This is a genomic window from Stenotrophomonas sp. NPDC047960, from assembly GCF_043204395.1.
Lineage (GTDB): Bacteria > Pseudomonadota > Gammaproteobacteria > Xanthomonadales > Xanthomonadaceae > Stenotrophomonas.
The window spans coordinates 147,593-172,781 of the sequence record NZ_JBIDBX010000005.1 but is presented as its reverse complement, the minus strand read 5'-3'; the positions used below and the strand labels follow the sequence as shown (position 1 = coordinate 172,781).

18 protein-coding genes are annotated in these 25,189 nt (G+C 66.5%); 4 read left to right on the top strand and 14 right to left on the bottom strand.

What is annotated here, in order from left to right; translation table 11 throughout:
• Positions 1–36 precede the first annotated feature (36 nt).
• Positions 37–3,444, top strand: coding sequence for a ribonuclease E (rne, locus tag ACGFZ3_RS12535; RefSeq protein ID WP_392921418.1), 3,408 nt, complete (start codon positions 37–39; stop codon positions 3,442–3,444).
• Between the two features lie 315 nt (positions 3,445–3,759).
• On the opposite strand, the gene ACGFZ3_RS12530 is transcribed toward rne, so the two are convergent.
• The 10 genes from ACGFZ3_RS12530 to ACGFZ3_RS12485 all read right to left on the bottom strand — a co-directional run bounded on the left by ACGFZ3_RS12530 (position 3,760) and on the right by ACGFZ3_RS12485 (position 17,562).
• Positions 3,760–4,575 (bottom strand): endonuclease/exonuclease/phosphatase family protein, encoded by an 816-nt coding sequence (locus ACGFZ3_RS12530; protein ID WP_392922021.1) that lies wholly within the window; start codon positions 4,573–4,575, stop codon positions 3,760–3,762.
• Between the two features lie 23 nt (positions 4,576–4,598).
• On the bottom strand, positions 4,599–7,733 hold the full coding sequence (locus ACGFZ3_RS12525; protein WP_392921415.1) for a discoidin domain-containing protein: 3,135 nt from the start codon (positions 7,731–7,733) through the stop codon (positions 4,599–4,601).
• 47 nt (positions 7,734–7,780) lie between these two features.
• Positions 7,781–8,617: a carbohydrate ABC transporter permease gene (locus ACGFZ3_RS12520; RefSeq protein ID WP_339449054.1), complete on the bottom strand. Its 837-nt coding sequence runs from the start codon at positions 8,615–8,617 to the stop codon at positions 7,781–7,783.
• Positions 8,614–9,495 carry a carbohydrate ABC transporter permease gene (locus tag ACGFZ3_RS12515; protein WP_392921410.1) on the bottom strand — a complete coding sequence of 294 codons (882 nt, stop codon included), beginning with the start codon at positions 9,493–9,495 and terminating at the stop codon, positions 8,614–8,616. The genes ACGFZ3_RS12520 and ACGFZ3_RS12515 overlap by 4 nt, the downstream gene beginning before the upstream one ends.
• Positions 9,492–10,781, bottom strand: a complete 1,290-nt coding sequence (locus tag ACGFZ3_RS12510) for a sugar ABC transporter substrate-binding protein (RefSeq protein WP_392922018.1) — start codon at positions 10,779–10,781, stop codon at positions 9,492–9,494. Before ACGFZ3_RS12510 ends, ACGFZ3_RS12515 begins: the two co-directional genes overlap by 4 nt.
• Before the next feature lie 33 nt (positions 10,782–10,814).
• Entirely contained in the window at positions 10,815–12,428 is a 1,614-nt protein-coding gene (locus ACGFZ3_RS12505) for a glucoamylase family protein (RefSeq protein WP_392921408.1), read from the bottom strand.
• Positions 12,429–12,583: 155 nt separating this feature from the next.
• Positions 12,584–15,643 carry a TonB-dependent receptor domain-containing protein gene (locus ACGFZ3_RS12500; RefSeq protein WP_392921405.1) on the bottom strand — a complete coding sequence of 1,020 codons (3,060 nt, stop codon included), beginning with the start codon at positions 15,641–15,643 and terminating at the stop codon, positions 12,584–12,586.
• A 140-nt stretch (positions 15,644–15,783) separates the two neighbouring features.
• Positions 15,784–16,848, bottom strand: a complete 1,065-nt coding sequence (locus tag ACGFZ3_RS12495) for a LacI family DNA-binding transcriptional regulator (RefSeq protein ID WP_392921402.1) — start codon at positions 16,846–16,848, stop codon at positions 15,784–15,786.
• 148 nt (positions 16,849–16,996) lie between these two features.
• Positions 16,997–17,266 carry a BolA family protein gene (locus ACGFZ3_RS12490; RefSeq protein ID WP_392921399.1) on the bottom strand — a complete coding sequence of 90 codons (270 nt, stop codon included), beginning with the start codon at positions 17,264–17,266 and terminating at the stop codon, positions 16,997–16,999.
• Entirely contained in the window at positions 17,263–17,562 is a 300-nt protein-coding gene (locus tag ACGFZ3_RS12485; protein ID WP_392921396.1) for a YciI family protein, read from the bottom strand. The genes ACGFZ3_RS12490 and ACGFZ3_RS12485 overlap by 4 nt, the downstream gene beginning before the upstream one ends.
• 304 nt (positions 17,563–17,866) lie before the next feature.
• Between ACGFZ3_RS12485 and ACGFZ3_RS12480 the strand changes: the two genes are divergently transcribed.
• The 3 genes from ACGFZ3_RS12480 to ACGFZ3_RS12470 are packed head-to-tail and all read left to right on the top strand — an operon-like array spanning position 17,867 to position 21,509.
• Positions 17,867–18,772, top strand: a complete 906-nt coding sequence (locus tag ACGFZ3_RS12480; RefSeq protein WP_392921394.1) for a segregation and condensation protein A — start codon at positions 17,867–17,869, stop codon at positions 18,770–18,772.
• A gap of 15 nt (positions 18,773–18,787) precedes the next feature.
• The gene (gene scpB, locus ACGFZ3_RS12475) at positions 18,788–19,789 is read left to right on the top strand and encodes an SMC-Scp complex subunit ScpB (RefSeq protein ID WP_392921391.1); all 1,002 of its coding nucleotides are present in this window, start codon (positions 18,788–18,790) and stop codon (positions 19,787–19,789) included.
• Positions 19,782–21,509 carry a pseudouridine synthase gene (locus tag ACGFZ3_RS12470; protein ID WP_392921388.1) on the top strand — a complete coding sequence of 576 codons (1,728 nt, stop codon included), beginning with the start codon at positions 19,782–19,784 and terminating at the stop codon, positions 21,507–21,509. Before scpB ends, ACGFZ3_RS12470 begins: the two co-directional genes overlap by 8 nt.
• Before the next feature lie 61 nt (positions 21,510–21,570).
• Here the strand turns inward: ACGFZ3_RS12470 and ACGFZ3_RS12465 are convergent, their stop codons facing one another.
• From ACGFZ3_RS12465 to ACGFZ3_RS12450, 4 genes are all read right to left on the bottom strand, one after another.
• A complete protein-coding gene (locus ACGFZ3_RS12465) occupies positions 21,571–22,494 on the bottom strand; it encodes an RHS repeat-associated core domain-containing protein (RefSeq protein ID WP_392921385.1) in 924 nt (307 codons plus the stop codon).
• Positions 22,495–22,610: 116 nt separating this feature from the next.
• The gene (locus ACGFZ3_RS12460; protein ID WP_392921382.1) at positions 22,611–23,045 is read right to left on the bottom strand and encodes a hypothetical protein; all 435 of its coding nucleotides are present in this window, start codon (positions 23,043–23,045) and stop codon (positions 22,611–22,613) included.
• Between the two features lie 137 nt (positions 23,046–23,182).
• The gene (locus tag ACGFZ3_RS12455) at positions 23,183–24,004 is read right to left on the bottom strand and encodes an amidohydrolase (protein ID WP_392921378.1); all 822 of its coding nucleotides are present in this window, start codon (positions 24,002–24,004) and stop codon (positions 23,183–23,185) included.
• A complete protein-coding gene (locus ACGFZ3_RS12450) occupies positions 24,004–25,152 on the bottom strand; it encodes a pyridoxal phosphate-dependent aminotransferase (RefSeq protein WP_392921375.1) in 1,149 nt (382 codons plus the stop codon). The genes ACGFZ3_RS12455 and ACGFZ3_RS12450 overlap by 1 nt, the downstream gene beginning before the upstream one ends.
• Positions 25,153–25,189: the final 37 nt, after the last annotated feature.

Sequence of the window (25,189 nt, the reverse complement as noted above, 5' to 3'; positions counted from 1 at the left end):
GCGTTCCGCGCGGTAGCAGCGCGCGAGGAACGCAATATGAAGCGAATGCTGATCAACGCCACGCAGGCTGAAGAGCTGCGGGTAGCCATCGTGGATGGCCAGACGCTGTACGACATCGACATCGAACAGCCGTCCAAGGAACAGAAGAAGTCGAACATCTACAAGGGCCGCATCACGCGCCTTGAGCCCTCGCTGGAAGCGGCCTTTGTTGAATACGGCGGCGAACGCCACGGCTTCCTGCCGCTGAAGGAAATCTCCCGCGATTATTTCCAAGCCGGGGTCGACCACAACAAGGCCGGCATCCGCGAGCTGCTGCGTGAAGGCCAGGAAGTGGTGGTCCAGGTCGACAAGGAAGAGCGAGGCAACAAGGGCGCCGCCCTGACCACGTTCATCTCCCTGGCCGGCCGCTACATGGTGCTGATGCCGAACTCACCCACCGCCGGTGGCGTGTCGCGTCGCATCGAGGGCGAAGACCGCGCCGCGCTGAAGGAAGCGCTGGACAAGCTGCAGATCCCCGACGACATGGGCGTCATCATCCGCACCGCCGGCGTCGGCCGCGATGCCGAAGAGCTGCAGTGGGACCTGGACTACCTGCTGCAGGTCTGGAAGTCGATTGCCGAAGCGGCGCTGACCAAGCCGGCCCCGTTCCTGATCTACCAGGAATCGCGCCTGATCGTGCGCGCGCTGCGCGACTACCTGCGCGCCGATGTGGGCGAGATCCTGGTCGACACCCAGGAGCTGTACGACACCGCCCGCGAGTTCATGCAGCAGGTGATGCCGCAGACCCTGCGCAAGCTCAAGCATTACACCGACGACATTCCGCTGTTCAACCGCTTCCAGATCGAATCGCAGATCGAAGGCGCCTATGAGCGCAACGTCCGCCTGCCCTCGGGCGGCTCGATCGTGGTGGACCAGACCGAAGCATTGACCGCCATCGACGTGAACTCCTCGCGCGCCACCAAGGGCAGCGATATCGAGGACACCGCGTTCCAGACCAATCTGGAAGCGGCCGAGGAAGTGGCCCGCCAGCTGCGCCTGCGCGACCTGGGCGGCCTGGTGGTGATCGACTTCATCGACATGTCGTCGAACAAGCACCAGCGCGAAGTCGAGAACCGCCTGCAGAACGCGCTCAAGTACGACCGTGCGCGCGTGCAGCTGGGCCGCATTTCGCGCTTCGGCCTGATGGAGATGAGCCGCCAGCGCCTGCGCCCGAGCCTGGGCGAATCCAGCCAGATCGTCTGCCCGCGTTGCGACGGCCACGGCCGCATGCGCTCGGTGGAATCGCTGTCGCTGTCGATCATCCGCGTGGCTGAAGAGCATGCGATGAAGGAAAACACCGGGCAGGTGCTGGTCCAGGCCCCGGTCGAGATCGCCAACTACCTTCTCAACGAGAAGCGCAGCGCGCTGCGCGAGATCGAACAGCGCCATGACGCGCCGATCGTGATCGTGGCCGATGAGCAGCTGCACACCCCGCACTACGAAGTGACCCGCCTGCGTGAAAACGAACTGGGCGAGGAAAGCGGCAAGCCGAGCTACCAGCGTGGCACCCCGCGCAAGCTGCCGGTGCATGCGCTGACCAAGGCGCAGCTGAACATCCCGGTCGCTCCGGCGGTCACCAACGTCAAGCACAGCTCCCCGGCCCCGGTCCGCGAGGTTACCGAACCGGTGGCGCCTGCCCCGGCCCCGGTCGCCCCCGCGCCGGTCGCTGCCCCGGCCGCCACCGGCGTGGTCGGCTGGCTCAAGCGCATCTTCGGCGGCGAGCCGGCCCCGGCTGCCGCACCGCAGACCAACGCGCGCCCGGCCCAGGACGGCAGCCGCAACGGCCGCACCAAGGACCGCAACGGCAAGGACCGCAACGGCCGCCGCGATGAGCGTGGCGAACGTGGCCAGGGCCAGGGCCAGCAGGGCCAGGGCCGTGGCAAGGACCGTCGCGACGACCGTGGCGAACGCGCCGGCAAGGGCGAGCGCCGCGACGAGCGCCGCCAGGACGTGGCCGCACAGGCTGCCGCGCCCGCCGCTGGCCAGCCCCAGCAGGGCAAACCGCGCAACGAGCAGCAGCCCAGGGCCCCGCGCAATGAGCAGCAGCCGAAGCTGAACCAGAAACAGAAGCCCCCGCGCCAGCAGAACGAGGGCGACAAGCCCGCGCGTCAGCCGCAGCCCGACGCCGCCAAGCCGGCGCAGACCGGCGCGACGGTTGCCGATGCCGCGCTGGTAACCGCAGCGGTGGCCGTGGCCGACGCGGCGATCCCGACCACCACCGCCGCGACCCCGGCGTCCAGCATTGCAGCGGCCGACGATACCCGCCTGACCACCGTTGCGGTGGAGGGCGAGTCGGCCGAGCAGGGCGACACCCCGGCCGCCGGCGACGATGCCAGCGGCGAAGGCGCCTCGCGCCGTCGTCGTGGCCGTCGCGGTGGTCGCCGTCGTCGTCGTGGCAATGGCGAGCAGGCTGCCGGCAGCGATGGTCTGAACGATGACGGCGGTCTGGACGACGACGGCGACAGCGACGACCAGGATGGCGAGCAGGACGGTGACACCACCGTCCAGGCTGCCCGCCAGGCCGCCCGCAGCACCGAGTCGAACCCGGAGTTCGACTTCGATGACGACGGCGCTGCGCCGGCTGCTCCGGTCCAGGCCCCGCGCCCGGCCCCGGTGGCTGCCGTTGCCGCCGCTGCGCCGCTGGCCGTGGTCAGCAGCCCGGTGGTAACCGCCGGTCACAGCGAGGCCGCCCCGGCCCCGAAGGCCGAGCCGGTGGCAGAGCGCACCCCGTCCTACACCGACCGCGTGCCGTTCGTGGAATCGCCGATGCCGGCCTCCGCGCCGGTTGCCAAGGCACCGGAGGCTGCGAAGCCGGTGGTGACAGAAGCACCGAAGGCCGTTGAAGCCCCGGTCGTGGTTGAAGCGCCCAAGGCTGTTGAAGCCCCGGTCGTGACCGAAGCGCCGAAGGTTGTTGAAACGCCGGCCGTGACCGAAGCGCCGAAGGCCGTCGAAACGCCGGTCGCAGCTGAAGCGCCGAAGGCTGTCGCAGCCCCGGTCGTAACCGAAGCACCGAAGCTGATTGCAACGCCCGCCGTGACCCCGGCCCCGACCGCGCCGGCCGCCGTCGAGACCCCGAAGGCCGCCGACGCCAGCACCAGCGCACCGGTTGTCGAGCACAAGGGTCCGACCGAAGTCGGTCGTCCGGTGCAGACCAGCATGCTGGATGCAGTGGACGCCGTTCCGGCCGCGCCGGCTGCCCCGGCACCGGTGGCACGCGGTGACTCGGCGCCGGTTACGCCGGCGATGCAGAACGGCCAGCTGTTCGGCAGCGCCGGCAGCGACGCCGCACCGACCGATGCAGCCGCCCAGGCCGCGCACGCCGAAGCCCGCGAAGACATCCCGACCGATGTCGCCAAGGCCGACGATGCCGACAAGCAGGACCCGGAAAAGACCGACAAGGCCTGATCCGGTTCCAGCGGCAAGGTAACAAACAGACAGCGGCCTTCGGGCCGCTGTCTGCGTTTGGGGTCGGACTCTGGATCGCGACCGTGCTGATCGAATGATGCGGCCACGGGTAGAGTCGGTTTCCAAACGACTGCACGCATCGCTGATCGGCCCGGTAACGCATGACCTGCATCGAAGGATGCTGTTGCCGTTACATGCAGCAAAGCCGTTCCCGATCGACAGTCATGCGTTACCGCATCTGGCCGGCACCACGTGCAGTCGTTTGGGAACCGACTCTACCGGTGGCCGCACAACGCGTCGTGCGTCCTGCCGACGTTACGGTGCGAACTGCAGGCGGGTCCACACGCCGTAATGGTCCGACGCCCAGCGCCCTTCGGCGTAGGGCTGGTCGAACAGCAGCTTCGCTTCGCGGGCCAGCAGCCTGTCCTGCTGGAAGAAGATGTGGTCGATGCGCGACGGCGCATCGTAGTAGTGCCGGTTCAACGTACTGATCTCCGCCAGTTCGTTGTTCACGTGCACGCTTCCGTAGCTGTCGCCGTAGCGCTGGCGCAGCGCACTCAGATCGCCTGCATCCACCAGCGCATTGAAATCTCCCGCAATCACCACAGGTGCATCACCTGCGGTGCCTGCGATGAACTTCAACAGATCCGCCACCTGCTCGCCGCGGATGCGACTGCCGGTCTCATCCGAACGCTCGTTGAGATGGGTGGCGTAGACGTTCACCGCCTGCCCGTCCACGTCGATGCGCAGGTGTGCGACGGTGCGGTAATCGGTGAGCGGTGCCAACAGCCGCTCACCGCGCGCCAGCACCGGCCGCCGGGTCAGCAGCGCATTGCCATACCGCTTGAAGCGCCCCGGCGGATCTGTGGAAACAAACTGGTAGTCATAGCCGAGCCTGCGCGCGAGCCAAGCGGCCTGGTTGCGCACATGCGGCGTCTGGATCACTTCCTGCAGCGCGATCGCGTCGGGTTGCAACGCCTGCAGCTCGCGCAGGATCACCTGGCGTCGCTGCGGCCAGTCTTCGCGGTCATGGTGCAGGTTGAAGGTGACCATGCTCATGCCCTTCTCCACCGGCGCTGCCGCGCGCGCCGGCAGCGCCGCCAGCGCGCAGGCCAGCAGCACGCCGAGCATGCCGGGGCGCAGCACCGCCGCGGTCACGGCGCCTTGCGTTCGGCGCGCCGCACCGAGGCCGGGATCTGCACCTCCACCCTGGCCGGCACCTGGGTGATGCGCAGCTCGCCGTTGAGCCACTGCGCCGGCTCGCCGTTGATGGTGGCATCCCCCGGTTCGCCGCTGAACGGCCACGGCAGGATCACCCCGCCCTGCGGTACCAGCAGCCCGGAGGCGATCTGCAGCGTGAGCTGCCTGTCGCTGCGGGCCAGCGTGTAGCTGAGCTGTCCATTCGGGGTGCGCAACCCCTTCACCCCGACCCCGGCGCCATCCAGCCAGCGGCTGGGCACGCCGGCGGCCAGCACCAGGCTGTCATCCACGTCGCGGTTGTAGGCGAACATGTCCAGCGCCGAGCGCACGAAGTCCGACGCCACCCAGGCATGCGGCAGATCGCCGACGAAGAACGGCTTGCGCGGCGTGTGCGAGACCACTTCGGCCCACTGGTTCCAGGCCTGCGGCGCGCGGTCCCTGAAGAAGAACTCGGTGGCCTGCCAGGCGCGGTCGCGCCAGCCCAGGCGCACGAACGCGGCGACGTTGCGCCATTCGTACGGGGTGTAATCCTTCCACTCGCGCTTGCCGTCGCGGCGCTCCTCGAACTGCTTCCAGTAGCGCTCGAAGGTATTGTCCAGATACGGTTGCGGCAACCGTCCCTGCTCGCCGGCCGGAGCCAGTGCGATGGTGGTGGAGGTCGCATCGAAATCGCCCAGCTCGGCCGAACCGGGCAGGAAATCAATCTTGTGCAGGGCCGTGGCCGCCAACAGCGAGGCCTGCAGGTCGCCACGGAACTGGTCGCGCGATTCGGCGATCTGCAGCGCCTCCATCTTGCCCAGCGTGCTGGCAATGATCGCCGCATCCTTGTAGCCGCGCAGGGCCCAGAAGTTGTCCCAGTACGAGTGCATCGGCTTGGCCGAATAGCCTTCGTGGCTGATCGAGACCGGCATCATCCCGTAGAAGGCCGGATTGCGCGCGCGGTTTTCCTCGGTGCGCTCGCTCAGGCGCAGCTGCTCCATGTACTGATAGGCCCCCTGTACGTGCGGCCACATCAGTTCCAGGAAAGTGCTGTCACCGGTGTAGCGCCAGTACTCGGCGATGTTGAAGATCAGCTCGCCATGGCTGTCGTTCTCCGGCACCGGGTCGGCGCCGCGCGCGTCCACGCAGCAGGGAACCTTGCCGTTGTCGAACTGGTATGGCGCGTACCAGTTCACATACTCTCGCACCGCGTCGCTGCGGCCCATTCGCAACAGGCCTTCGGAAATCATCGCGCCATCGCGGATCCAGCTGCGCGAATATGATCGCGTGCCCGGCTGCAGGCTCGGCCCGATCCGGGAAATGAGCATGTGCGCCAGTGCGGTACGCAGCGTATCGGCCAGCGGCTTGCCGGCGGCCGGCACCTGCAGCGCCACCTGGTCCAGCTTGGTGCGCCACATCGAGGCCACCTGCTGCTGGGCCTTGTTGGCGTCGAAGTCCTTCGGCGTGGTCCACGCGCCGGTCTGCGGCAGCACGATGGCCACCTCCCTGCTCTGGCCCGGCTCCAGCCGCCAGCGGTAGAGCAGCGCGCCCGAGGCCAGCCCGGTAGCATCGCGCACTTCGGTGGCAGTGGGCAGGCTGCCGCTGGCCAGGTGGGTGACCTCCAGCTTGCCGTCGAAGGAGCTGGCGAATGCCGCGTCCGGCGCCTGCACCGGGTACACCCGCGGCGTGCCATTGACGTCGACGTGGCCAGGCTCGAAATCCAGCGTGTCGATACGGCTGACCCCGCCCACCGTGTTGAGGAACTGACGCGGCGGGTTCACCTGCCACGGCCGCACCGCCAGCGCCAGGGTGTAATCGTGCGCCACCTTGTCCGGGTTGTGCAGCGTGTAACGGCCCACCAGCTGTGCCTTGGCAGGATTGCCCTGGACGAAGCCGGTTACCTTCAAGGCAGCCTTGGGGTGGGCCCAGTCGACGCTGGCGATCGGCAGGTAGTCGTCCTGCAGCGACTGCTTCGCTTCGACGTCAGCCCAGCTGAGCACCTTCTTGTCGACCACCACGAACGGTTCAACGCTGAAGCTGGCTTTGGCCACTTCCAGCGCACCGTCTTCGCCGATCAGGGCCTGCTCGCGGCCGCCGTCCAGGCCCAGCAGCGTCCAGTACGGCTGCTCGCCGCTGAAGCCACGCGGTACGAAGCCGCGGGTCAGGTCGGCACCGACCGACTCAACGAATTCATTCGGCGTGCCTGCAAAATCCAGCGGCTTGATCGCGATATCGCGGATGCCGTAGCGCCAGCTGCTGCCGTTCTTCAGGTCAAAGCGCAGGTAGCGCGCCTCGGTATCCGGCAGTGCCAACCAGTCGCGGTCACCGCCACCACCGGCGGTGATTTCGCGCAGGGTACGCCAGTCCCGGCCATCGGCCGAGGCACGCACCACGTAGCGGGTAGCTTCCAGGCCGGGCACCCACTGGATCACCGCACCACCAAACTCGCGCACGCTGTGCAGGTCCAGGCTGATGGTCTGGTCGGGCACGCCACCGCTGATCCACACCGTGTCCGGCTTGCCATCGGCAATACGGCTCTGCAGCGCGGGGGCGGTATCGGCGATCACCGACGGCGCCAGCGCCGAGGTATCGGCCGGCGGCAGCGCCTGCAGTGTGAGACGGTCGAAGCAGACCGTGCCGCGCCCGCCGACCTTGCTGTAGATGGTGAACTCCACTGCCGCGCTCTTACGCAGGGTCTTGTCCGGGTCCGGGCCCCAGGCCTTTTCGATCTGGCGCTGGCGGTACTGCACCGGCGTCCAGGTCTTGGGGAAGGCGTAACCGGGGCGGTTGACCCACCACACGTTGTCGCCGCTGGCATCGATCAGCTTGAACTGCAGATCATTGCCGGGCGAATCACCGCGCAGCTGGAACCCGACCTGGTAATTGTCCGGCCAGGTGATGGGCAGTTCGCGGCGGATCGCCACATAGCCGGAGACCTCGTGGAAGTCATAGTCCACGCACAGCGCGCGGCCACCATTGGCGCCGGCCACACTGCGCAGCGAACCGCTGACCTGGTCGGACACCACCAGTTTCCAGGGCGCCATGTCGTCGAAGCTGTCCAGGACCTTGGGCGCCGCCGGCACTGCCGGGGGCGCGGCAGGCGCCGCCATCGACCACACCAGACCCAGACCCAGAACCCCCGCGACGACGGCACGCTTCACCCTTTCACACTCCCCAGCAGCAGACCTTGGATGTAGTAGCGCTGCAGCACCAGGAACAGTGCCAGCACCGGGACCACCGTGACCACCGCACCGGCCATCATCATTTCAACGTCCATGATGTGTTCGCGCGACAATGTGGCCAGGGCAACCGGAAGAGTGTAGTGCTCCTGGTCGGTCAGCACGATCAACGGCCACATGAAATCGTTCCAGGCGCCCATGAAGGTGAAGATGGACAGGGTGACCAGCACCGGCTTGAGCATCGGCAGCACGATCTGGAAGAAGATGCGCAGCTCCCCTGCCCCGTCAATCCGGGCCGCCTCCAACAGTTCATCCGGAATCGAACGCGCGTACTGGCGCACCAGGAAGATGCCGAACACGCTGGCCAGTGCCGGCACGATCACTCCGCCGAAGCTGTTCACCAGGCCCAGCTGCTTCATCAGCAGGAACAGCGGCAGCATGGCCACCTGCGCGGGGATCACCAGTGCGGCCAGCAGCACCTGGAAGATGCGTTCACGGCCGACGAAGCGCAGTTTGGCGAACGCATAGCCGGCCATGGTGTTGAGCAGCAGCGAGCCCAGCGTGATCGCCAGCGACACAAACAGGCTGTTGACGAAGTTGTTGGCCATCCCGGTACGGGCAAACAGTTCGTGGTAGTTGTGGGTCGTCACCGACGACGGCAGCAGCGGCGGCGGGAAATGCGCCGCCTCGCCGGTCGGCATGAACGACACCGACAGCATCCACAGCAGCGGCGCCAGGCTCACGGCGGCCAGCACCAGCAGCCCACCGTTCACCCACCACGCATGCCAGCGCGACTGGCCAATCTCACGACTCATACCAACTGCCTCTTGCGGCCGAAACGCAGCATCAGGCTGGTTACCGCCAGGATGATCAGGAACAGCAGGAACGCCACGGCCGACGCGCGGCCCAGGTTCCACCACTTGAAGCCTTCCTCGAACATGAAATACAGCACGCTCACGGTGCTCTGCAGCGGGTCGCCGCGGGTCATCACGTAGGGTTCGGCGAACAGCTGGAAGTAGCCGGACACGGTGATCACGCCCACTACCAGCAGCACCGGGCCGAGCATCGGCAGGGTGATGTGCAGGAACTGCTTCCAGCGCGATGCGCCATCGATGCGCGCCGCCTCGTACAGGTCGTGCGGGATTGCCTGCAGGCCGGCCAGGAAGATCACCATGTTGTAGCCGAAGTTCTTCCACACCGCGAACAGCATGATGGTGGGCATGGCCCAGTTCGGGTCGCCCAGCCAGTCGATCGGGCTGATCCCCAGATGGCCCAGCCCGTAGTTGACCAGTCCGTAGTTGGTATGGAACAGGTAGCGCCAGATCACCGCTACCGCCACCAGCGTGGTCACCACCGGGGCAAACAGCGCGGTGCGGAACAGCGCCTTGAAGCGTGCGGCCGGGGCATTGAGCAGCATCGCTGCGCCCAGCGACACGCCAATCGACATCGGCACGCCGACCACCACGAAATACGTGGTGTTCCACAGCGACTTCCAGAACATCGGGGTCTGCAGCAGGTCGATGTAGTTGCCCAGGCCGACGAAGCGCAGATTGCCGCCATCGGCGAGCGCGTACAGGTCGAAGTCGGTGATGCTCAGCGCCAGCGCCGAGAACACCGGCAGGCCGAAGAACACACCGATCACCAGCAGCGAGGGGCCGGCGAAGATCCAGCCGGCAAGCGAGCGCTGCTTCATGGCAGCACCTCCGGCGCGGCGCCCTGTTCGGCCTGGGTACGCTGCTCATGCATCCAGCGGCGCTTGGCCAGCACCTTGTCCACGCGGTCATCCAATCGATTCACGGCTACATCCTGATCCAGTCCACCGCGCACCACCTGCTCGGTGACGATGCGCATCTCCTGCACGATACGTTCCCACTCCAGCACCTTCGGGGTCGGCCGCACCCGCTCGAGCTGGTCGCGGAACGGCTGCGCCAGCGGGTCGTTGGCCAGCGACGGGTGTTCCCAGGTGCTGCGCCGCGGCGGCAGGTCACCGATGATGGAATGGAAGCGCTGCTGGATGTCCGGGCGCGACAGGAACTCGATCAGCTTCCACGACGCTTCCTTCTGCTGCGAGCCGCGGAAGATCACCAGGCTGGTGCCGCCGGCGATGCCGGCGCCCGGGCCGTCCGGGCCCGGCAGTGCGGCGGTGCCCCACTTGCCTTCCAGTTCCTTGGGCTGCAGCTTCTTGAACTCGCGGATGTTCCAGGGGCCGGACAGGTAGAACACGTTGAAGCCCTTGAAGAATTCATCCCACACGTTGGAGATCTGGGTTTCGGACATGCGCGGCGCCCAGCCCTGGGCGAACATGTTTTCGTAGAACGCCAGCGTGCGGCGGAAGCCGGGGCTGCGGAAGTTGCCCCGGGTATCGTGGTCGCGCAGCAGCGGGTCGGGTTGCTGCAGGGCGAAGGACAGCTGCTGCTCGAACTCATTGATCGGCATCAGCACCGCGTAGCGGTCCGGACCCTGCATTTTCTTGATCGCCGCCATCATGGTGTTCCACTCGTCCCAGGTGCGCGGCGGGTGGTCGAAACCGGCCTTGGCCAGCAGGTCCTTGCGGTAGTACAGCAGGCGCGTATCGACGTACCACGGCACCCCGACCAGCTCGCCGTTGATGACGTTGGTATCCCAGATGCCCTGGAAGTAATCGGCCGGGTCCACCACCTTCGATCTGGCCACGAACGGCGCCAGCGGAGTCAGCGTGTTGAGTTCGGCGAACTCGGGAATCCAGGTGTTGCCCAGCTGGCACACGTCCGGCAGCCCATCGGCGGCGAACGCGGTAAGCAGCTTTTCATGCGCGGCCGTCCACGGGATGTTCTGCACATCGACGTGGATGCCAGGATTGTCCGCTTCGAATTCGCGGATCAGTTCGCTGACGACTTCCGCTTCGCGGCCCATCGCCCAGAAACGCACGGTCACCCCTTCCGGTTCCTTCCGGCAGGCACTCAACAACAGGCTGCCGGCAACCAGCAGCAGAACACTCACCCACAGCTTGGGGCGCGACGACAATGGCACTGCTTACTTCCCCTGGGGCTGGTTGCGGTTCGAATTGGAATTGTTCTTCTGTTCCTGCGCGGCGGCCGCGCGGGATTCGGCGATGCCCATCGAGCGGGCCGAGGCGGCCTTCTCGTCCTTCTCCAGCACCATCGGCTGGTCTTCGCCTTCGGGGGTGAGCCAGCCGCCACTGAACCCGGCGCGCTCCAGGCCGCGGCGGATGTGCGGGTTCTTCTTCATTGTTTCCCACACGAAATCGTTTCGGTAATTGGCGATCATGGTGAGGATCGGCCCCTGGTCGATGCCGATGTAGTCACTGGCCACCCAGCCGCGGTCGGGCACGATACGCCCGGTCTTGAGCGGAATGTCGAAGTTGAAGCTGGGGTTGAACGAATCCAGGAAGCCGTAGCTGGAATACAGGTAATCGCCGTAGCGCTTGTGCATTTCCAGCGTGGCCGGAATGACTTCCTCGGGCGCGAACACCACCGAGGCGATCGCCGCGGTCGGGGCAATGGTGCCGTCGTCGAAGTTCTCGCGCAGGCCGGCGCCGCGCGAGGAATAGTGCCGGAACTGGCGCTGCTCGCCACGGAATTCCTGCGTGGTGTTCTGCGGGCCATCGCTGGCGGTGAGGCCCCACACGTTTTCGCCATACTCCTTCCACTGTGCCGGGTTGGCGATGGCGTATTCGCGCTGGGCCAGCGCGGCCGAACGGCTGTTGAGGAAGTAGGTGCTGCCGCGCTCGCGCATGTACGCATCCTGGATGTCGCGGAAGTCGATCCAGACGTGGGTGTACTGGTGGCCGAACAGCGGGCCGAAGGACAGGTATTCCTGGCCCTGGAACACGCCCCAGTCGTTGTCGTAGGTGCGCGTCCACACCGTCCACGCATCCGGGCTCACCGGGTGGGTGGGCGAGCCGAGCGCCAGGATGTAAACCATCATCGCCTCGTTGTAGCCCATCCAGTCGTGGTCGATGAAGCCGCTTTCGGGGAACCAGCCCATCGAGATCAGCGGGGCGCGCTGCTGCAGCCACGGCCAGTCCACGCGCTTGTACAGCGTATCGGCGATGGCGCGGATCTCTTTTTCGCGCGAATCATCGCCGGTGTAATAGGACTGGGCGAACAGCACGCCCATCATCAGCAGTGCGGTGTCCACGCTCGACAGTTCCACCCAGCTGTCATAGCGGTGGCCCTGCTGCATGTCCAGGAAGTGGTAGTAGAACCCCTTGTAGCCGCCCTTGCCGGTGCGCTGCGGGCCCATCGGCATGTCGCGGAAGAACTTCAGCGTGGTCAGCGTGCGGTCCACGGCCTGGGTGCGGCTGACCCAGCCGTTCTCCACGCCGATCGGATAGGCGGTCAGCGCGTAGCCCACCGAGGCGATACTGGCGAACGGGCGCGACGGATAACGATCCGGGCTGAGCCCGTTCACTTCATTGGTCGTGTCCCAGAAGAACTGGAACGTGCGGCGTTCGATATCGTCGAACAGCGGAGGCAGTTCTGGTTTCATCGGGCGCGGGGGAACGTCGGCCTCTACGAGGATGACCGGCGGCTTGGGTTTGGCCGGCGTTTCCTGCGCCTGCGGCTTGCAGCCGACCACGGCTGCCGCCATTACTGCCAGCGCCAATACGCGGGGTACCTTCATCGTGCCAACCCTCCGGAATCTGGAAATCCAGGCCAGCATAACGGGCCTTGGAGTGAAATCGTTTACAGCTGGGGTTCATTAAAAGCCGGTTCTCCCCAGCCCGCGTGACACGCATGGCGTGTCACTACGGACTGGGGGACCGGCCTTCATTCACATCAGAAGCGGAAGCCCACTTCTGCCTTCACCTGGCGCGGCGTACCGACGATATCGCCGGTCTCGTTGTAGCTGGCCAGCAGCTTGCCGTTGGACTTGGTGTAGTTGTAGTTGGAGAAGTTGTCGAAGTTGAACACGTTGATGATGTCGATACGCGCATACAGCTCGGTGTCGCCCGGCATCTTGAACGTCTTGGTCGCCTGCAGGTCCACCGAACGGTAGCCCCAGATCTTGCCCCCCACCAGGAAGCGGCCGTTGCCGTCCGGCACGGCGGCGCCCGGGGTCGGCAGGTCGAAGCCGGTGGACTGCTGCACCGGGTACCAGTCGTTCACCGCGGTCGGGGTGGCCAGGGTGATCTTGCCGCCGAAGGTGATGTCCCAGAAGCCCGCGTACGAACCGGTCAGCACGATGCGGTGGCGCGGTGCACCGTTGGAACGGATGGTCGGGTAGTCCTCGATCAGGCCGCGGTCAAAGGCGTAGTGCTCGTTGATGTCGCGGTTGTGGCGGGCCGTGGTCCAGGTGTAGGCGATGGAGGTACCCCAGCCGCTTTCCTTGGTGAACGGCTTCTGCGCCGACAGCAGCACCTGCGTGGCACGGGTCTTGATGCCCTGCTGGCCGATGATCAGGCTGCCGAAGCCCGGGATGTTGCAGCTCCATGCCTGGCTCAGGCCCGGCTCGGTGCCGCCGCACAGGCGCGGGTCATCGAAGAACTGGCCGGTCGGGTAACGGTTGCCCAGGGTGAAGGCGAAGCCGTCATAGGTCAGCGTGCGGGCGATGGTGGCGTCGGTCAGCCAGTCGCCGATCTGGTTGGACATGCCCAGGCTGAACTGGTCGGCGTACGGGGCCTTCAGGTTGTTGTTGAGCAGGTCCACTTCCAGGCCGGCATTGCTGGTGGAGCCCACCAGGGCCTGCAGGTTTTCGATGCCGTTGAGCAGGTTCGGATCCCAGTCGTAGCAGGCGGCCTGGCCATTGAGGCAGGCGCCGGTGCCCGGGTTGCGGAAGTAGATGGTCGGCTGCGGCAGGGCCAGCTTGGTGGTTTCCAGCTGCAGGTAGTCGAACAGGTCGCGGTCGTAGGAACGGCCGGCACCGCCGTGGATCACGTGCTGCTCGTCGGCATTGATGTCATACGAGAAGCCCAGGCGCGGCTGCCAGGCATTCTTGAACGCCTTGCGGTTGTGGCCGTTGCTGATGTAGTCGTTGATGTTCAACCCGCTGGCAGCCAGCGAATCGGCATAGGTCTGGCCGGCGGGGCCGCGCGGATCCTGGCTGTAGATCGCCGCCACCACTTCCGGCGGGGTCACGAAGTCCAGGTAGCTCGGGTTCTTTTCATAATCCCAACGCAGGCCGAGGTTCAGTTGCAGGTGGTCGTTGACCTGCCAGTCGTCCTGGATGAACAGACCGATCTGCTTGACCTTCGAGCGCACTTCACCGGTCACGCCGGAAACACCCGTCACCGGCTTGACGAACTGGGCCTTGTACGGGATGTCGGACGGGAAGTCCGGATCGCCCAGGGTGTAGGTGAACTGCGGGTTGATCTCCTGCGCGTCGGACGCGTACAGGTCGATTTCCTTGTACTTCGCACCCATCTTGATGGTGTGGTCGCCGGCCCATTCGATGCCGTCCAGGGTCAGGTTGTCTTCGATAGACCAGCCCTTCTGCCCCTTCACCTGCGAATCCAGCGCCGAGGCGCCGCCGATCTGCACCAGGGTGCGGTCGTCGGTGCCGTCCGGCGCGGTGTACACGTAGCCGTTGCCGATGGTCAGCGGCACCGGGTTGTTGAACGAATCTTCGTGGGTGAGCATCAGTTCGTTGTAGAACCGCTCACCGCTGTGGTTCCAGCGCAGGGCGTAACGACGGTCGGTGTTCTCGGTTTCCTTGCCGTGCGACGGCGCGGTCTGCCCACTGAACTGCTGCTGGGTTTCGTCGCGGTCCTGGAAGGTCAGCTCGATGCGATCATTGTCGGTCGGCTCCACATCGATCTTGGCGAAGATCAGGTCCTGCTGGAACGGCTGGCTGGCCGGGCCCAGCTGGGCGGCCGCATCGGCCGGCAGCAGGCCGACCCGGTTGGTCACCGAGCCTTCCGGGGCGATGGTGACCGGCAGGTCGAAGCGCTTGGCTTCGTAGGTCACGAAGAAATGTGCCTTGTCCTGGACGATCGGGCCGCCCAGGGCGAAGCCGTATTCCTTCTCGGCCGAAACTTCCTTGGTCTTGCCTTCCTGGCGCTCGGCCGGGGTCTTGGCGCGCATGTCTTCGTCGGTGTAGCGGTAGAACGCTTCACCCTTGAATTCGTTGGTGCCCGACTTGGTCGCGGCGGTCACTGCGGCGCTGGAGACCTGGCCGTATTCGGCCTTGTAGTTGCCGCTGATGACCTTGTATTCGCCAATGGCCAGCTGCGGGAATGGGTTGCCGGCGCTGCCGGACTGGCCGGCCACGCCGCCGCCCTTGACGTAGCTCTTCTGGCCCACGCCGTCGATGTAGACGTTGGTGCCATCGGCATTGGTGGCACCGCCGCGCAGCGAGGTGTTGCCCTTGGCGTCGCGGGTGAAGATCATGCCCGGCACCGCGTCGGCGAACTCCAGGAAGTTGCGCGACACCTGCGGGGTGGTCTGGATCTGCTGCAGGCTCACCGTCTTGCCCACTTCGGAGGTTCGCACTTCCTGCAGCAGCGTCGGCGCGATCACGTTGACGGTGTCGAGGTTGGTGGCGTTGGCGGTGCTGCCGTTGGCCGGGGCGCCGCTGAAGTTCAGCGTCGCGGTCGAGGCGACGGTCACGGTCACCTTCTGGGTCTGGCCATTGGCCACCACGTCATAGGTGCCCGGATCCAGGCCCATCAGCGAATAGCTGCCATCGGCGCGCGTGGTGGCGCGGCGCACGCTGCCACTGGCGACATTGGTCGCGGTGACTTCGGTGCCGGCCCCGGCCTCGGCGACCTGGCCGCGCAGCGAAGACGTGGCCGACTGGGCCATCAGGGAAGGCGCAGCACCCAGCAACAGGCAGCTGACCAGTGCGCTCGACAGCAGGCGGCGGGCCGGCATGCGGGTGCGGTGATTGGAATACGTCATGTAAATCTCCGGGTGGTGGAAGCCGTCATTGCGGCCGCCTGTCTTTTTTCTGGTTACGTGAATCAGCGATACCGCGTTCCGAACATCCAACGTGTCACGACCAACGGTCGTGACCTACCGCGTTCCGAACATCCAACGTGTCACGACCAACGGTCGTGACCTACCGCGTTCCGACCTTCGGTCGGAACGCTGGAATCACGCACGATCAGGCGCGGTACAAGGGTCTGCTTGTCACCGGCCGTTTCCGTGTTGTTGCCATCCATCAACTGCAACAGACGCGTCGCCGCCTTATCGCCAAGCTCGGCGATACTCACCTGCATCGTTGTCAACGACGGGTGAACGAAACGCGCCAGCGGGATGTCATCGAAGCCTGCCAGCGCCACGTCGGCAGGCACGCGTACGCCAGCCTGCGCGAAGGCATACAGGCACCCGAGCGCCATCATGTCGTTGGCCGCGAACACCGCATCCGGCAATGCACCGGCGGCCAGCAGCTCCTGCCCGGCGCGGTGGCCGGACGCTTCATCGAAGTCGCCGGGCAGCTCGATCCCGTCGGCGGCAGTGCCGAACGCCGCCAGCGCATCGCGGAACCCGCGCAGGCGCTCGCGCGCATCGAAATTCAGCTCGGGGCCCCCGATGAACGCGATACGCCGGTGGCCGGCATCCAGCAGATGCCGGGTCATCGCCATCGCTCCGGCATGGTCATCGATGCTCAGCACCGGATGATCCTGCTCGGGCAGATAGGTATTGATGAGCACCGTGGGCAGCGACTGCGGCAGGTTGTCGGTCAGGAAGCCGGGGCTCTCCGCATACGGAGACAGCACCAGCAGCCCATCGACCCGGCCGCGCATGGCCCGCAGGGCCGCGCCCTGCTGCTCCTGGTCGCCGTGGTAGCTGGACACCAGCAGGTGCTGGCGGCGTGCGCGCGCCACCCCGTCGATGCCGCGCATCAATTCGGAGAAGAATTCGCCGTAGAGGTCGGGCAATACCACACCAATGGTGTTGGTACGCCGGCTGCTCAGGCTGCGCGCCGCCGCATGCGGGGTGTAGCGCAGGCGTGCGGCCACCTCCAGCACCAGCTTGCGCACCGGTTCGGCGACGTTTTCATGGCCGTTGAGGGCACGCGATACCGTCGCCACAGAGACGCGGGCTTCGCGGGCTACATCTTTGATTGTGATGGCTGCCTTGTTCACCTCGCCGCCCTCCACGGCTTAGAGATCTGGGCTTGGCGCGGAATGTAAGCGTTTTCAAACCCAGATGTAAACACTGCGTTAGGCAAATGTCGCACGGCGGTAACCTCGGGATGTCCTGGATAGGTCGGCCCGGGACTCACCGGGACAAGGCGGGACAAGCGTTTCAGCCCTTTTTTGACGGTGCTTCGGCACGAATGGACAGCGCGTGGATATCGGTCTCCATCAGCGTGCCCAAGGCGTTGTAAACCGCGCGATGGCGCGCAAGGGGCAGCTTGCCGTCGAAGGCGGCGCTGACTACGTGCACATTGAAGTGCCCGCGCCCATCGCGCGCGCCCTCATGGCCGGCATGGCGGTGGCTGTCGTCCTCCACCTCCAGCAGTTCCGGATCGAACGCAGCCTGCAGGGCCGCCCGGATCAGCTCGACCCGGCTCATGGCAGGACCTTGCGGAACGGACGGACCTCGGTGCGCACATAGACGCCCGCATCCACGTAGGGATCGGCCGCCGCCCAGTCCTGGGCCTCGGTGAGCGAATCAAACGCGGCAATCACCACGCTGCCGCTGAAGCCGGCCGGGCCCGGGTCTTCACTGTCGATGGCCGGGCACGGGCCGGCCAGCAGCAGCCGCCCTTCGTCGCACAGGGCCTGCAGGCGGGCCAGATGGGCCGGCCGGGCCGACAGGCGGGCGGCCAGCACATCGGTGCCGTCATAGCCTTCAATCACATACCACACGGGCAACTCCTGGGGTTCAGCTAAACAAACGCCGCGATTCTAGCCCGCCTCGCTGGACACTGCCGTTGTGAAGCCGTACTCTTGACCACATTGCACGTGGCTGGACGCAGCAACCCTGTGGCTACAGGGCCCCACTGCCCCACACCAGCACACGTAGACGACCTCCCGTAGTTCTGTCGCTGCATCTGAGCAGCGCGTCCTGCTGCTGTTTGAAATGTCATGGCTAGCGATCCTGCCGCCCGGGTTGTCCGGTTGCGGGCCAGGCGCAGCAAACTGGTCCGTTGCAATACCGACGTCAATCTTGATGACCTCCGAACTCGCGCTCGACGCGAACCCGCAAATCCGGCCGACCGCCCCTCAGCAGCAGGAAATGCCGCTGGCCGTGGTGCATGGGCAACCGGTGCTGCAGATTCCGCAGGACCTGTACATCCCACCGGATGCGCTGGAAGTCATCCTGGATGCGTTCGAAGGCCCGTTGGACCTGCTGCTGTACCTGATCCGCCGGCAGAACCTGGATATCCTGGATATTCCGGTGGCCGAGATCACCCGCCAGTACGTCGAATACATCAACGTCATGCAGGAACTGCGCTTCGAACTGGCGGCCGAATACCTGGTGATGGCGGCGATCCTGGCCGAAGTGAAGTCGCGGATGCTGCTGCCGCGGCCGCCCAGCGTGGAGGGCGAGGAAGCCGACCCGCGTGCGGAGCTGGTGCGCCGGCTGCAGGAGTACGAACGTTTCAAGCAGGCTGCCGAAGACATCGACGCCCTGCCCCGCCAGGATCGCGACACCAGCCTGGCCCATGCCTTCGTGCCCGACCGCGCGGCGATCAAGCTGCCGCCGCCGGTGGACCTGAAGGAGATGCTGATGGCACTGCACGACGTGCTCAAGCGCGCCGAGCTGTTCACCGGCCATGCGATCAAACGCGAGGCCCTGAGTGTCCGCCAGCGCATGGGCGATGTGCTGGGCCGTCTGGAAGACGGCAGGTTCTACCGCTTTGAAACGCTGTTCACCGCCGAAGAAGGCAAGCTTGGGGTGCTGGTCACCTTCCTGGCCCTGCTCGAACTGGCCAAGGAGCAGCTGCTGGACATCGTCCAGGACGCTCCGCTGGCGCCGATCTACGTCAAGTCCCTGGCCGCCGGCAATACCAACGAACCGCTGCAGTTCAACAGTGAGTTCGACGACAACGACGCCGCCAACGAATCCGACTGAGCACCCGACCCACGCATGGATCAACCGCTGATCAACCGTATTGTCGAAGGGGCGCTGCTGGCCTCCAGCCAGCCACTGACCCTGGCCCAGCTGCAGGGCCTGTTCCCGGAAGAGGAACCGGCCCCGCCGGGCAGCATCGAACGCGCGCTGGAACTGCTGCGCGAAGGCTGCGCCGACCGTGGCGTGGAGCTGGTCGAGGTCGCCTCCGGCTTCCGCTTCCAGGTCACCAACGAAGTCCATGGCTTCATTACCCGGCTGTGGACCGAACGCAAGACCCGCTACACCCGTGCCACCCTGGAAACGCTGGCGCTGATTGCCTACCGCCAGCCGATCACCCGCGGCGAGATCGAACAGGTCCGTGGCGTGGCGGTCAGCAGCAACATCATCCAGGCCCTGGAAGAGCGCGAATGGATCCGCGTGATCGGCCACCGTGACGTGCCCGGCAAACCGGCGCTATTCGGTACCACCAAGGGCTTCCTGGACTATTTCGGGCTCAAGCGCCTGGACGAGCTGCCGCCGCTGTCCGAGCTGCGCGACCTGGGTGAACTGGAACCGCAGCTGCCGCTGGACAACGACGGCCAGCTGGCTGGCCGCATCACCGCAGGTGTATCGAACCCGGACGGCGAGGAAGGCACCGCTGACCCTGCAGAGGCAGGTGACGCACAACCGGAGCCGGAAACCATCCCGGAACCGGAATCCGGACCGGAGCCCGAACAGGACCCGGCCACCGCCCGCTCCGCTGCCCGCGCCGCCTTGATGGCCGCACGACTGGCGGAACAGGACGCCGAGTCAGACAATAGCGATACCCCATCCCATGCGTCGCCGTCGCCCCCCGACGACGACGCGGATACGACTGCCAGCGATGGCGACCCCGATACCGCGCCGGGAACACGCGCGGGGTACCAGAACGAAACCGAAAACAACGCCGTCGCGAAGACGACCGTGGCTGTTGACGAAGCCGATCCCGAACCAGAGGCCGACGAAACCGTCGCCGGCCGGAGCCAAGTAAATGAGTGACACCCCCCGCAAGCTGTCGTTGAACAAGCTTTCGCTCAAGCGCGAGAACGAAACCGACCAGCCCAAGCTCGAAGAGCGCCTGCACAAGGTGCTGGCCCAGGCCGGCCTCGGTTCGCGCCGTGCGCTGGAACAGCGCATCGCCGACGGTCTGGTCAAGGTCAACGGCGAAGTCGCCCAGACCGGCCAGTCGATCAAGAGCGGCGACAAGGTTGAACTGGACGGCCGTGGCTTCGTCGCCACCGCGCTGACCGAAACCTCGCGCGTGCTGGCCTACAACAAGCCCGAAGGCGAAGTGACCACCCGCGAAGATCCCGAAGGCCGCCCGACCGTATTCGAGGCGCTGCCGGCCCTGAAGGGCGCACGCTGGATCGCGATCGGCCGCCTGGACATCAACACCACCGGTCTGCTGCTGGCGACCACCGACGGTGAGCTGGCCAACGCGATGATGCACCCCTCCTACGAGGTCGAGCGCGAATACGTCGTCCGCGTGCGGGCACCGGAAGGCGAAGAAAAGGTGCCCGACAGCATCGTCGACCGCCTCTCCCGTGGCGTGGCGCTGGAAGACGGCCCGGCCAGGTTCGACGAGATCGAACGCATCGGCGGCACCGATTCGCACGACTGGTTCCGCGTGGTCGTCAAGGAGGGCCGCAACCGCGAAGTGCGCCGCCTGTGGGAATCGCAGGGCTGCCAGGTCAGCCGCCTCAAGCGCACCCGCTACGGCAAGGTCTCGCTGCCACGTGAACTGCTGCGTGGCCAGTCGGTGGAACTGCCGGCCAAGCAGGTCGAAGCGCTGCGCGCCGAACTGAAGCTGGAAGAAGGCGCGCCGTCGGCGCTGACCCTGCAGCCGGTGATCGGCCAGCGCCGCGCCGCCAAGACCACCGTGCGCGTGTCGCGCGAAGGCGGCCGGGGCAACGCTTACGTCAACGGCCACAACCAGGCCGATGAGGGCCGCGAACTGCGTCGCTTCGACAATGTCCGCGAAGAGCGCGGCCGCGGTCGCGGCGGCAAGGGCGGCGGCTTCAAGGGTGGCCTGACGGTCACCGGTGAAGCGGCGGCCAAGCAGTCGCAGCGTCCGTTCAAGCAGCGCCCCGACAAGGGCAACCGCGCGCTCCCCGAAGGCAACCCGGCCGCGTTCCGCAGCTGGTACGTGCCCGATGGCGTGAGCACCGGCCCGAGCAACCACCGCAATGCCGGCCCGGGCGCAGCCCGTGGCCCGGGTGCGCGCGGCCCGGGTGCCGGCGCGGGTGGCCAGGGCCGTCCGTACGGCAAGCCGAAAGGCCCGGGCGGGGCCGGCGGCCAGGGTCGCGGCGCTTACGGTGAACAGGGTCGTGGCGGCTTCGGTGGCGAAGGTCGCGGCGAAGGCCGTGGCGGCTATGCGGGCCAGGGCCGTCCGGCCGGGGCCGGTGCGGGCAACCGCAGCGGCCAGGGCGCACAGCGCCACCCGTACGGTCATCCGGGCAATGCGCCGAGCTTCCCGTCCGACCACGCCAATCCGGGCGCCAGCCCGTATGGCACGCCCCGCCCGGCCGGCCGTCCTGGCGGTAACCGCGGTCCCGGTGGCAACCGTGGTCCGGGTGGCCCCGGCGCACGAGGCCCCGGCGGTCCCGGCGGCAACCGCGGCCCGGGCGGTCCCGGCGGTCGTCCCGGCGGCGCACGCCCGGGTGGCAGCCGCGGTCCGGGTGGCGGTGGCCACCGGGGTGGCGGCCCGCGTGGCGGCTGATTGAACAGAAAAAACCCGGTCAATGACCGGGTTTTTTTTCTGGAGATCGCGCTGGCACGGGTTACCGGGGCCTGCTCCAGTCCGTGACCTTGAAGAAGCTGCCGTAATGGTTCGGGGTAACGTACACCGCGTGCATGCCGCCGCTGTAGCTGCTGGCGGTAACGATGCGCCAGCTTTCGTACCCATGCCCCCTGCCCTGATACACCGGGTAGCGATGATAGAAGCTACTGCCACGCGCCGGGGGCAGCAGCCTGTCTTCATTGAAGAATGGCTTGGCTTTCGGCACCCTGCCCGGATCCGGAGCAAGCCCGCGGGGGCCGAACTCACGGATCTCGGTGATCTTGCGGCTGACTGGCGAGGGCAGCTCGGACATCGATTTGACCACCGTCCCGCGTTCGTCACGGCGGACGGCATCCACCGACGAATGAGGACTGGGCGAGCGGCTGCGGGGGGTCGTCGCGCGTGAGACAGGCGCTGAGGGGGCGGTGCGCACGCTCGGCGATGCGGCACCCACTCTGCTTGCCCACGACCCGCCCGGTGCACCCGCACTTGAATTGCCCAGCTTCATCAACTGCTGCCGGCCGGCCATCCCGACGCTCGCAATCAACCCCACCGCTGCGATCGCACCGCCAATGATCCAGGGCAGCGGGGAATTGCCCCCGCCTTCGCGGTCACCTGCGCCGGCCGCGGCCGCGATGCCCGCTCCGCCTGCCCCGGCCAGCAGGCCAAGCAGCATCACCGGAAGCGCGAATCGTCCGCTGGGATCGCGGAAGTTGAGCGGATCGCAGCCGCAGTAGGCGTAGGCATTGATCCCGCCGCGGCCGAACGGACTGAGCGGGTCCGGACTGTGGAACCGGTGCAGTATCGGGTTGTACACACGTCGCCCGTTACCCAGCATCTGCCAGTGGGCACCGGCCTCGTGCAGCTCGCCGTTGAAGCCGATGCGGGCGAAGCGGTTCCCGCGTTCGATGTGTTGAAGCGACATCCGCTCACCCCATCCTGGTACGGCCGGGCCTCACGTGTCCCCCGCAGGCACAGCAAGTGTCGGGAGAGGCGCGTTGTGCCCATGTGAGGGATGTCGCCTGCGTCGGACTGGAGCGGTCAGCGGCGCTCGATGGTGAAGCGGCTGCCGGCCACCCCCAGGTCCCAGCCCTTGCCGGTGCCGGCCAGCGCCAGTGAGACATCGCCCTTGGTCACTACCTGCGCGCTGCTGGATTTGTCGGCGCCGGCGTGGGCTTCCACCGCCGCGTAGGAGCCGATCAGGTCGTTGGTCGAATACGCGCCAGAGAACTTGCCCTTGCCATCGGTGATCTTGGACTTGCCCACGGTCAGGCCGCCGCCCTTGACGCTGATCTTGACCGGGATGCGGGCGCCGTTGTCGCAGGTGATGGTGCCGGTACCCGAGGCCGTCTTGTAGATCACCGACCAGCCGGCCAGGTTGTAATGCAGTTCGCAATCGATGTTGCCGGCGGCCTGCGCGGCCGGGACCGCGCCCAGGCCGGCCAGCGCGATCAGTGCCAGGGAAAGCTTCTTCATAGCCATGCACTCATGCAAAGGTGGGAACGGCCCCGAATCTAGCAGCGCGCGCGTAGCGCCGGCATGAGGCTTCCGGCCTGCATGTGGCAACCATTCACGTAGTGACAGCCCATGGCTGTCAACCACGCACACTGGATTCAATCGCGCTCGTGCAGGCTGAAGGTATCGGCATCCAGCATCGCCGGGAACCGCGCCCGGTGCGCGGCCAGCGCGGCAGCGGAGATGGTGGTGGTCACCACCTGTTCGCGCTCGCGGATTTCCACCTGCGGCTGCCCCAGGAAATCAATCACCGCGCTGTCGCCGGCATAGTGCAACTCGTTGCCATCCACACCCACGCGATTGACCGCCGCCACGTAGCACAGGTTTTCAATCGCCCGCGCACGCAACAGCGTCCGCCACGGATACGCACGCGCCGACGGCCAGTTGGCCACGAAGATCTGCAGGTCGAAATCGAGGTCGTCGGCACGCTCCACGTTGTAGCGGTTGCGGCAGAACACCGGGAAACGCAGGTCATAGCAGACCAGCGGATTGATCCGCCAGCCCTTCCATTCCACCGTGAGGCGCTCGTTGCCCGCCGCATAACGCAGGTGTTCGTTGCCATACCGGAACAGGTGGCGCTTGTCGTAATGCTTGAGCTCGCCGTCCGGGGTGGCCCACAGCAGCCGGTTGTACACGCCCTCGCCCACCCGCAGCTGCACGCTGCCCGTGAGGGCGGCCCCAAGGGTAGCCGCCTGTTCGCGCATCCACGCCACGGTCGGGCCCGTCATGTCTTCGGCGCGGAAGATGGCGTCGTTGGAAAAGCCACTGGTGAAGGTTTCCGGCAGGATCACCAGATCGGTCCGGCCGGCCAGCGGGGCCAGCAACGCAGCATAGTGCTCGCGGTTGCCTTCCGGGTCGTGCCAGCGCGTGTCGCCCTGGACCAGGGTGATACGCAGGTCGGTGCGGGCAGTCTCAGCCATCACAGCACCTGCAGGCGTTCAATCGCCGCATCCAGGGTGGCGGCGTTCTTGGCGAAGCACAGCCGCACCAAGCGCTGGCCGTCCGGCGCGGTCTCGTAGAACGGCGACAGCGGAATGGCGGCCACGCCCTTTTCGATGGTCAGCCACTTCACGAACTCATGGTCCGGCAGGTCGCTGATGGCCGAATAGTCCACCAGCTGGAAGTAGCCGCCCGGCACCGGCAGCGGCTTCAACCGGGTGGTGAGCAGCTGCTCGCGGAACGCGTCGCGCTTGGCCTGGTAGAACGCGCCCAGTTCCAGGTGATGCGCGGGTTCGTCGCGGATCATCGCGGCAAAGCCGTACTGGGCCGGGCCGAAGCTGGTGAAGGTGTTGTACTGGTGCACCTTGCGGAACTCGACGGTCATCGCCGGCGGGGCCACGGCGTAGCCGATCTTCCAGCCGGTGCAATGGTAGGTCTTGCCGAAGCTGGAGATGACGAACGCGCGCTCGCGCAGTTCGGGGTAGCGCAACGCCGACTCGTGGCGGCGGCCGTCGTAGATGATGTGTTCGTAGACTTCGTCGGAAATCAGGTAGATGCCGGTGCCGCGCAGCACGTCGGCCAGGGCCTGCATGTCCTGCGCGGTGAGCATGGCGCCGGACGGGTTGTGCGGAGTGTTGACCATCAGCAGGCGGGTGCGCGGGGTGATGGCGGCACGCACGCGGTCCCAATCCACCGCGAAGGTCTGCGGGTCCAGCGGCACGTGCACGGCGCGGGCGCCGGCCAGATCGATGGCCGGTTCGTAGCAGTCGTACGCGGGGTCCAGCACGATCACTTCCTCGCCGGGGCGGACCACGGCGTGGATGGCGTTGAAGATGGCCTCGGTGGCACCGCTGGTGACGGTGATTTCGGTATCCGGATCGATCCGGGCGCCGTACAGGTCCAGCGACTTCTGCGCGATGGCCTGGCGCAGCGGCGCCACGCCGGTCATCGGCGGGTACTGGTTCAGGCCGCCGTGCATCGCCTTGACGGTTTCATCGACCAGCCGCTGCGGGGCGGAGAAATCCGGGAAGCCCTGCCCCAGGTTCACGGCGCCGTGCTCGGCAGCCAGCTGGGACATCACGGTGAAAATGGTGGTGCCCACCTTGGGCAGCTTGGTCTGGGGGTTCATCGGCAACCGGGGATCAAAGGCGGAGACCCTGAAGTGT

Excerpts from the sequence above, each read along its gene's own strand:
- rne (WP_392921418.1), top strand. The coding sequence starts at position 37 with ATGAAGCGAATGCTGATCAACGCCACGCAGGCTGAAGAGCTGCGGGTA.
- ACGFZ3_RS12530 (WP_392922021.1), bottom strand. The coding sequence starts at position 4,575 with ATGCTCGGCGTGCTGCTGGCCTGCGCGCTGGCGGCGCTGCCGGCGCGC.
- ACGFZ3_RS12525 (WP_392921415.1), bottom strand. The coding sequence starts at position 7,733 with ATGGCGGCGCCTGCCGCGCCCCCGGCAGTGCCGGCGGCGCCCAAGGTC.
- ACGFZ3_RS12520 (WP_339449054.1), bottom strand. The coding sequence starts at position 8,617 with ATGAGTCGTGAGATTGGCCAGTCGCGCTGGCATGCGTGGTGGGTGAAC.
- ACGFZ3_RS12515 (WP_392921410.1), bottom strand. The coding sequence starts at position 9,495 with ATGAAGCAGCGCTCGCTTGCCGGCTGGATCTTCGCCGGCCCCTCGCTG.
- ACGFZ3_RS12505 (WP_392921408.1), bottom strand. The coding sequence starts at position 12,428 with ATGAAGGTACCCCGCGTATTGGCGCTGGCAGTAATGGCGGCAGCCGTG.
- ACGFZ3_RS12500 (WP_392921405.1), bottom strand. The coding sequence starts at position 15,643 with ATGACGTATTCCAATCACCGCACCCGCATGCCGGCCCGCCGCCTGCTG.
- ACGFZ3_RS12490 (WP_392921399.1), bottom strand. The coding sequence starts at position 17,266 with ATGAGCCGGGTCGAGCTGATCCGGGCGGCCCTGCAGGCTGCGTTCGAT.
- ACGFZ3_RS12480 (WP_392921394.1), top strand. The coding sequence starts at position 17,867 with ATGACCTCCGAACTCGCGCTCGACGCGAACCCGCAAATCCGGCCGACC.
- scpB (WP_392921391.1), top strand. The coding sequence starts at position 18,788 with ATGGATCAACCGCTGATCAACCGTATTGTCGAAGGGGCGCTGCTGGCC.
- ACGFZ3_RS12470 (WP_392921388.1), top strand. The coding sequence starts at position 19,782 with ATGAGTGACACCCCCCGCAAGCTGTCGTTGAACAAGCTTTCGCTCAAG.
- ACGFZ3_RS12465 (WP_392921385.1), bottom strand. The coding sequence starts at position 22,494 with ATGTCGCTTCAACACATCGAACGCGGGAACCGCTTCGCCCGCATCGGC.
- ACGFZ3_RS12460 (WP_392921382.1), bottom strand. The coding sequence starts at position 23,045 with ATGAAGAAGCTTTCCCTGGCACTGATCGCGCTGGCCGGCCTGGGCGCG.
- ACGFZ3_RS12455 (WP_392921378.1), bottom strand. The coding sequence starts at position 24,004 with ATGGCTGAGACTGCCCGCACCGACCTGCGTATCACCCTGGTCCAGGGC.
- ACGFZ3_RS12450 (WP_392921375.1), bottom strand. The coding sequence starts at position 25,152 with ATGAACCCCCAGACCAAGCTGCCCAAGGTGGGCACCACCATTTTCACC.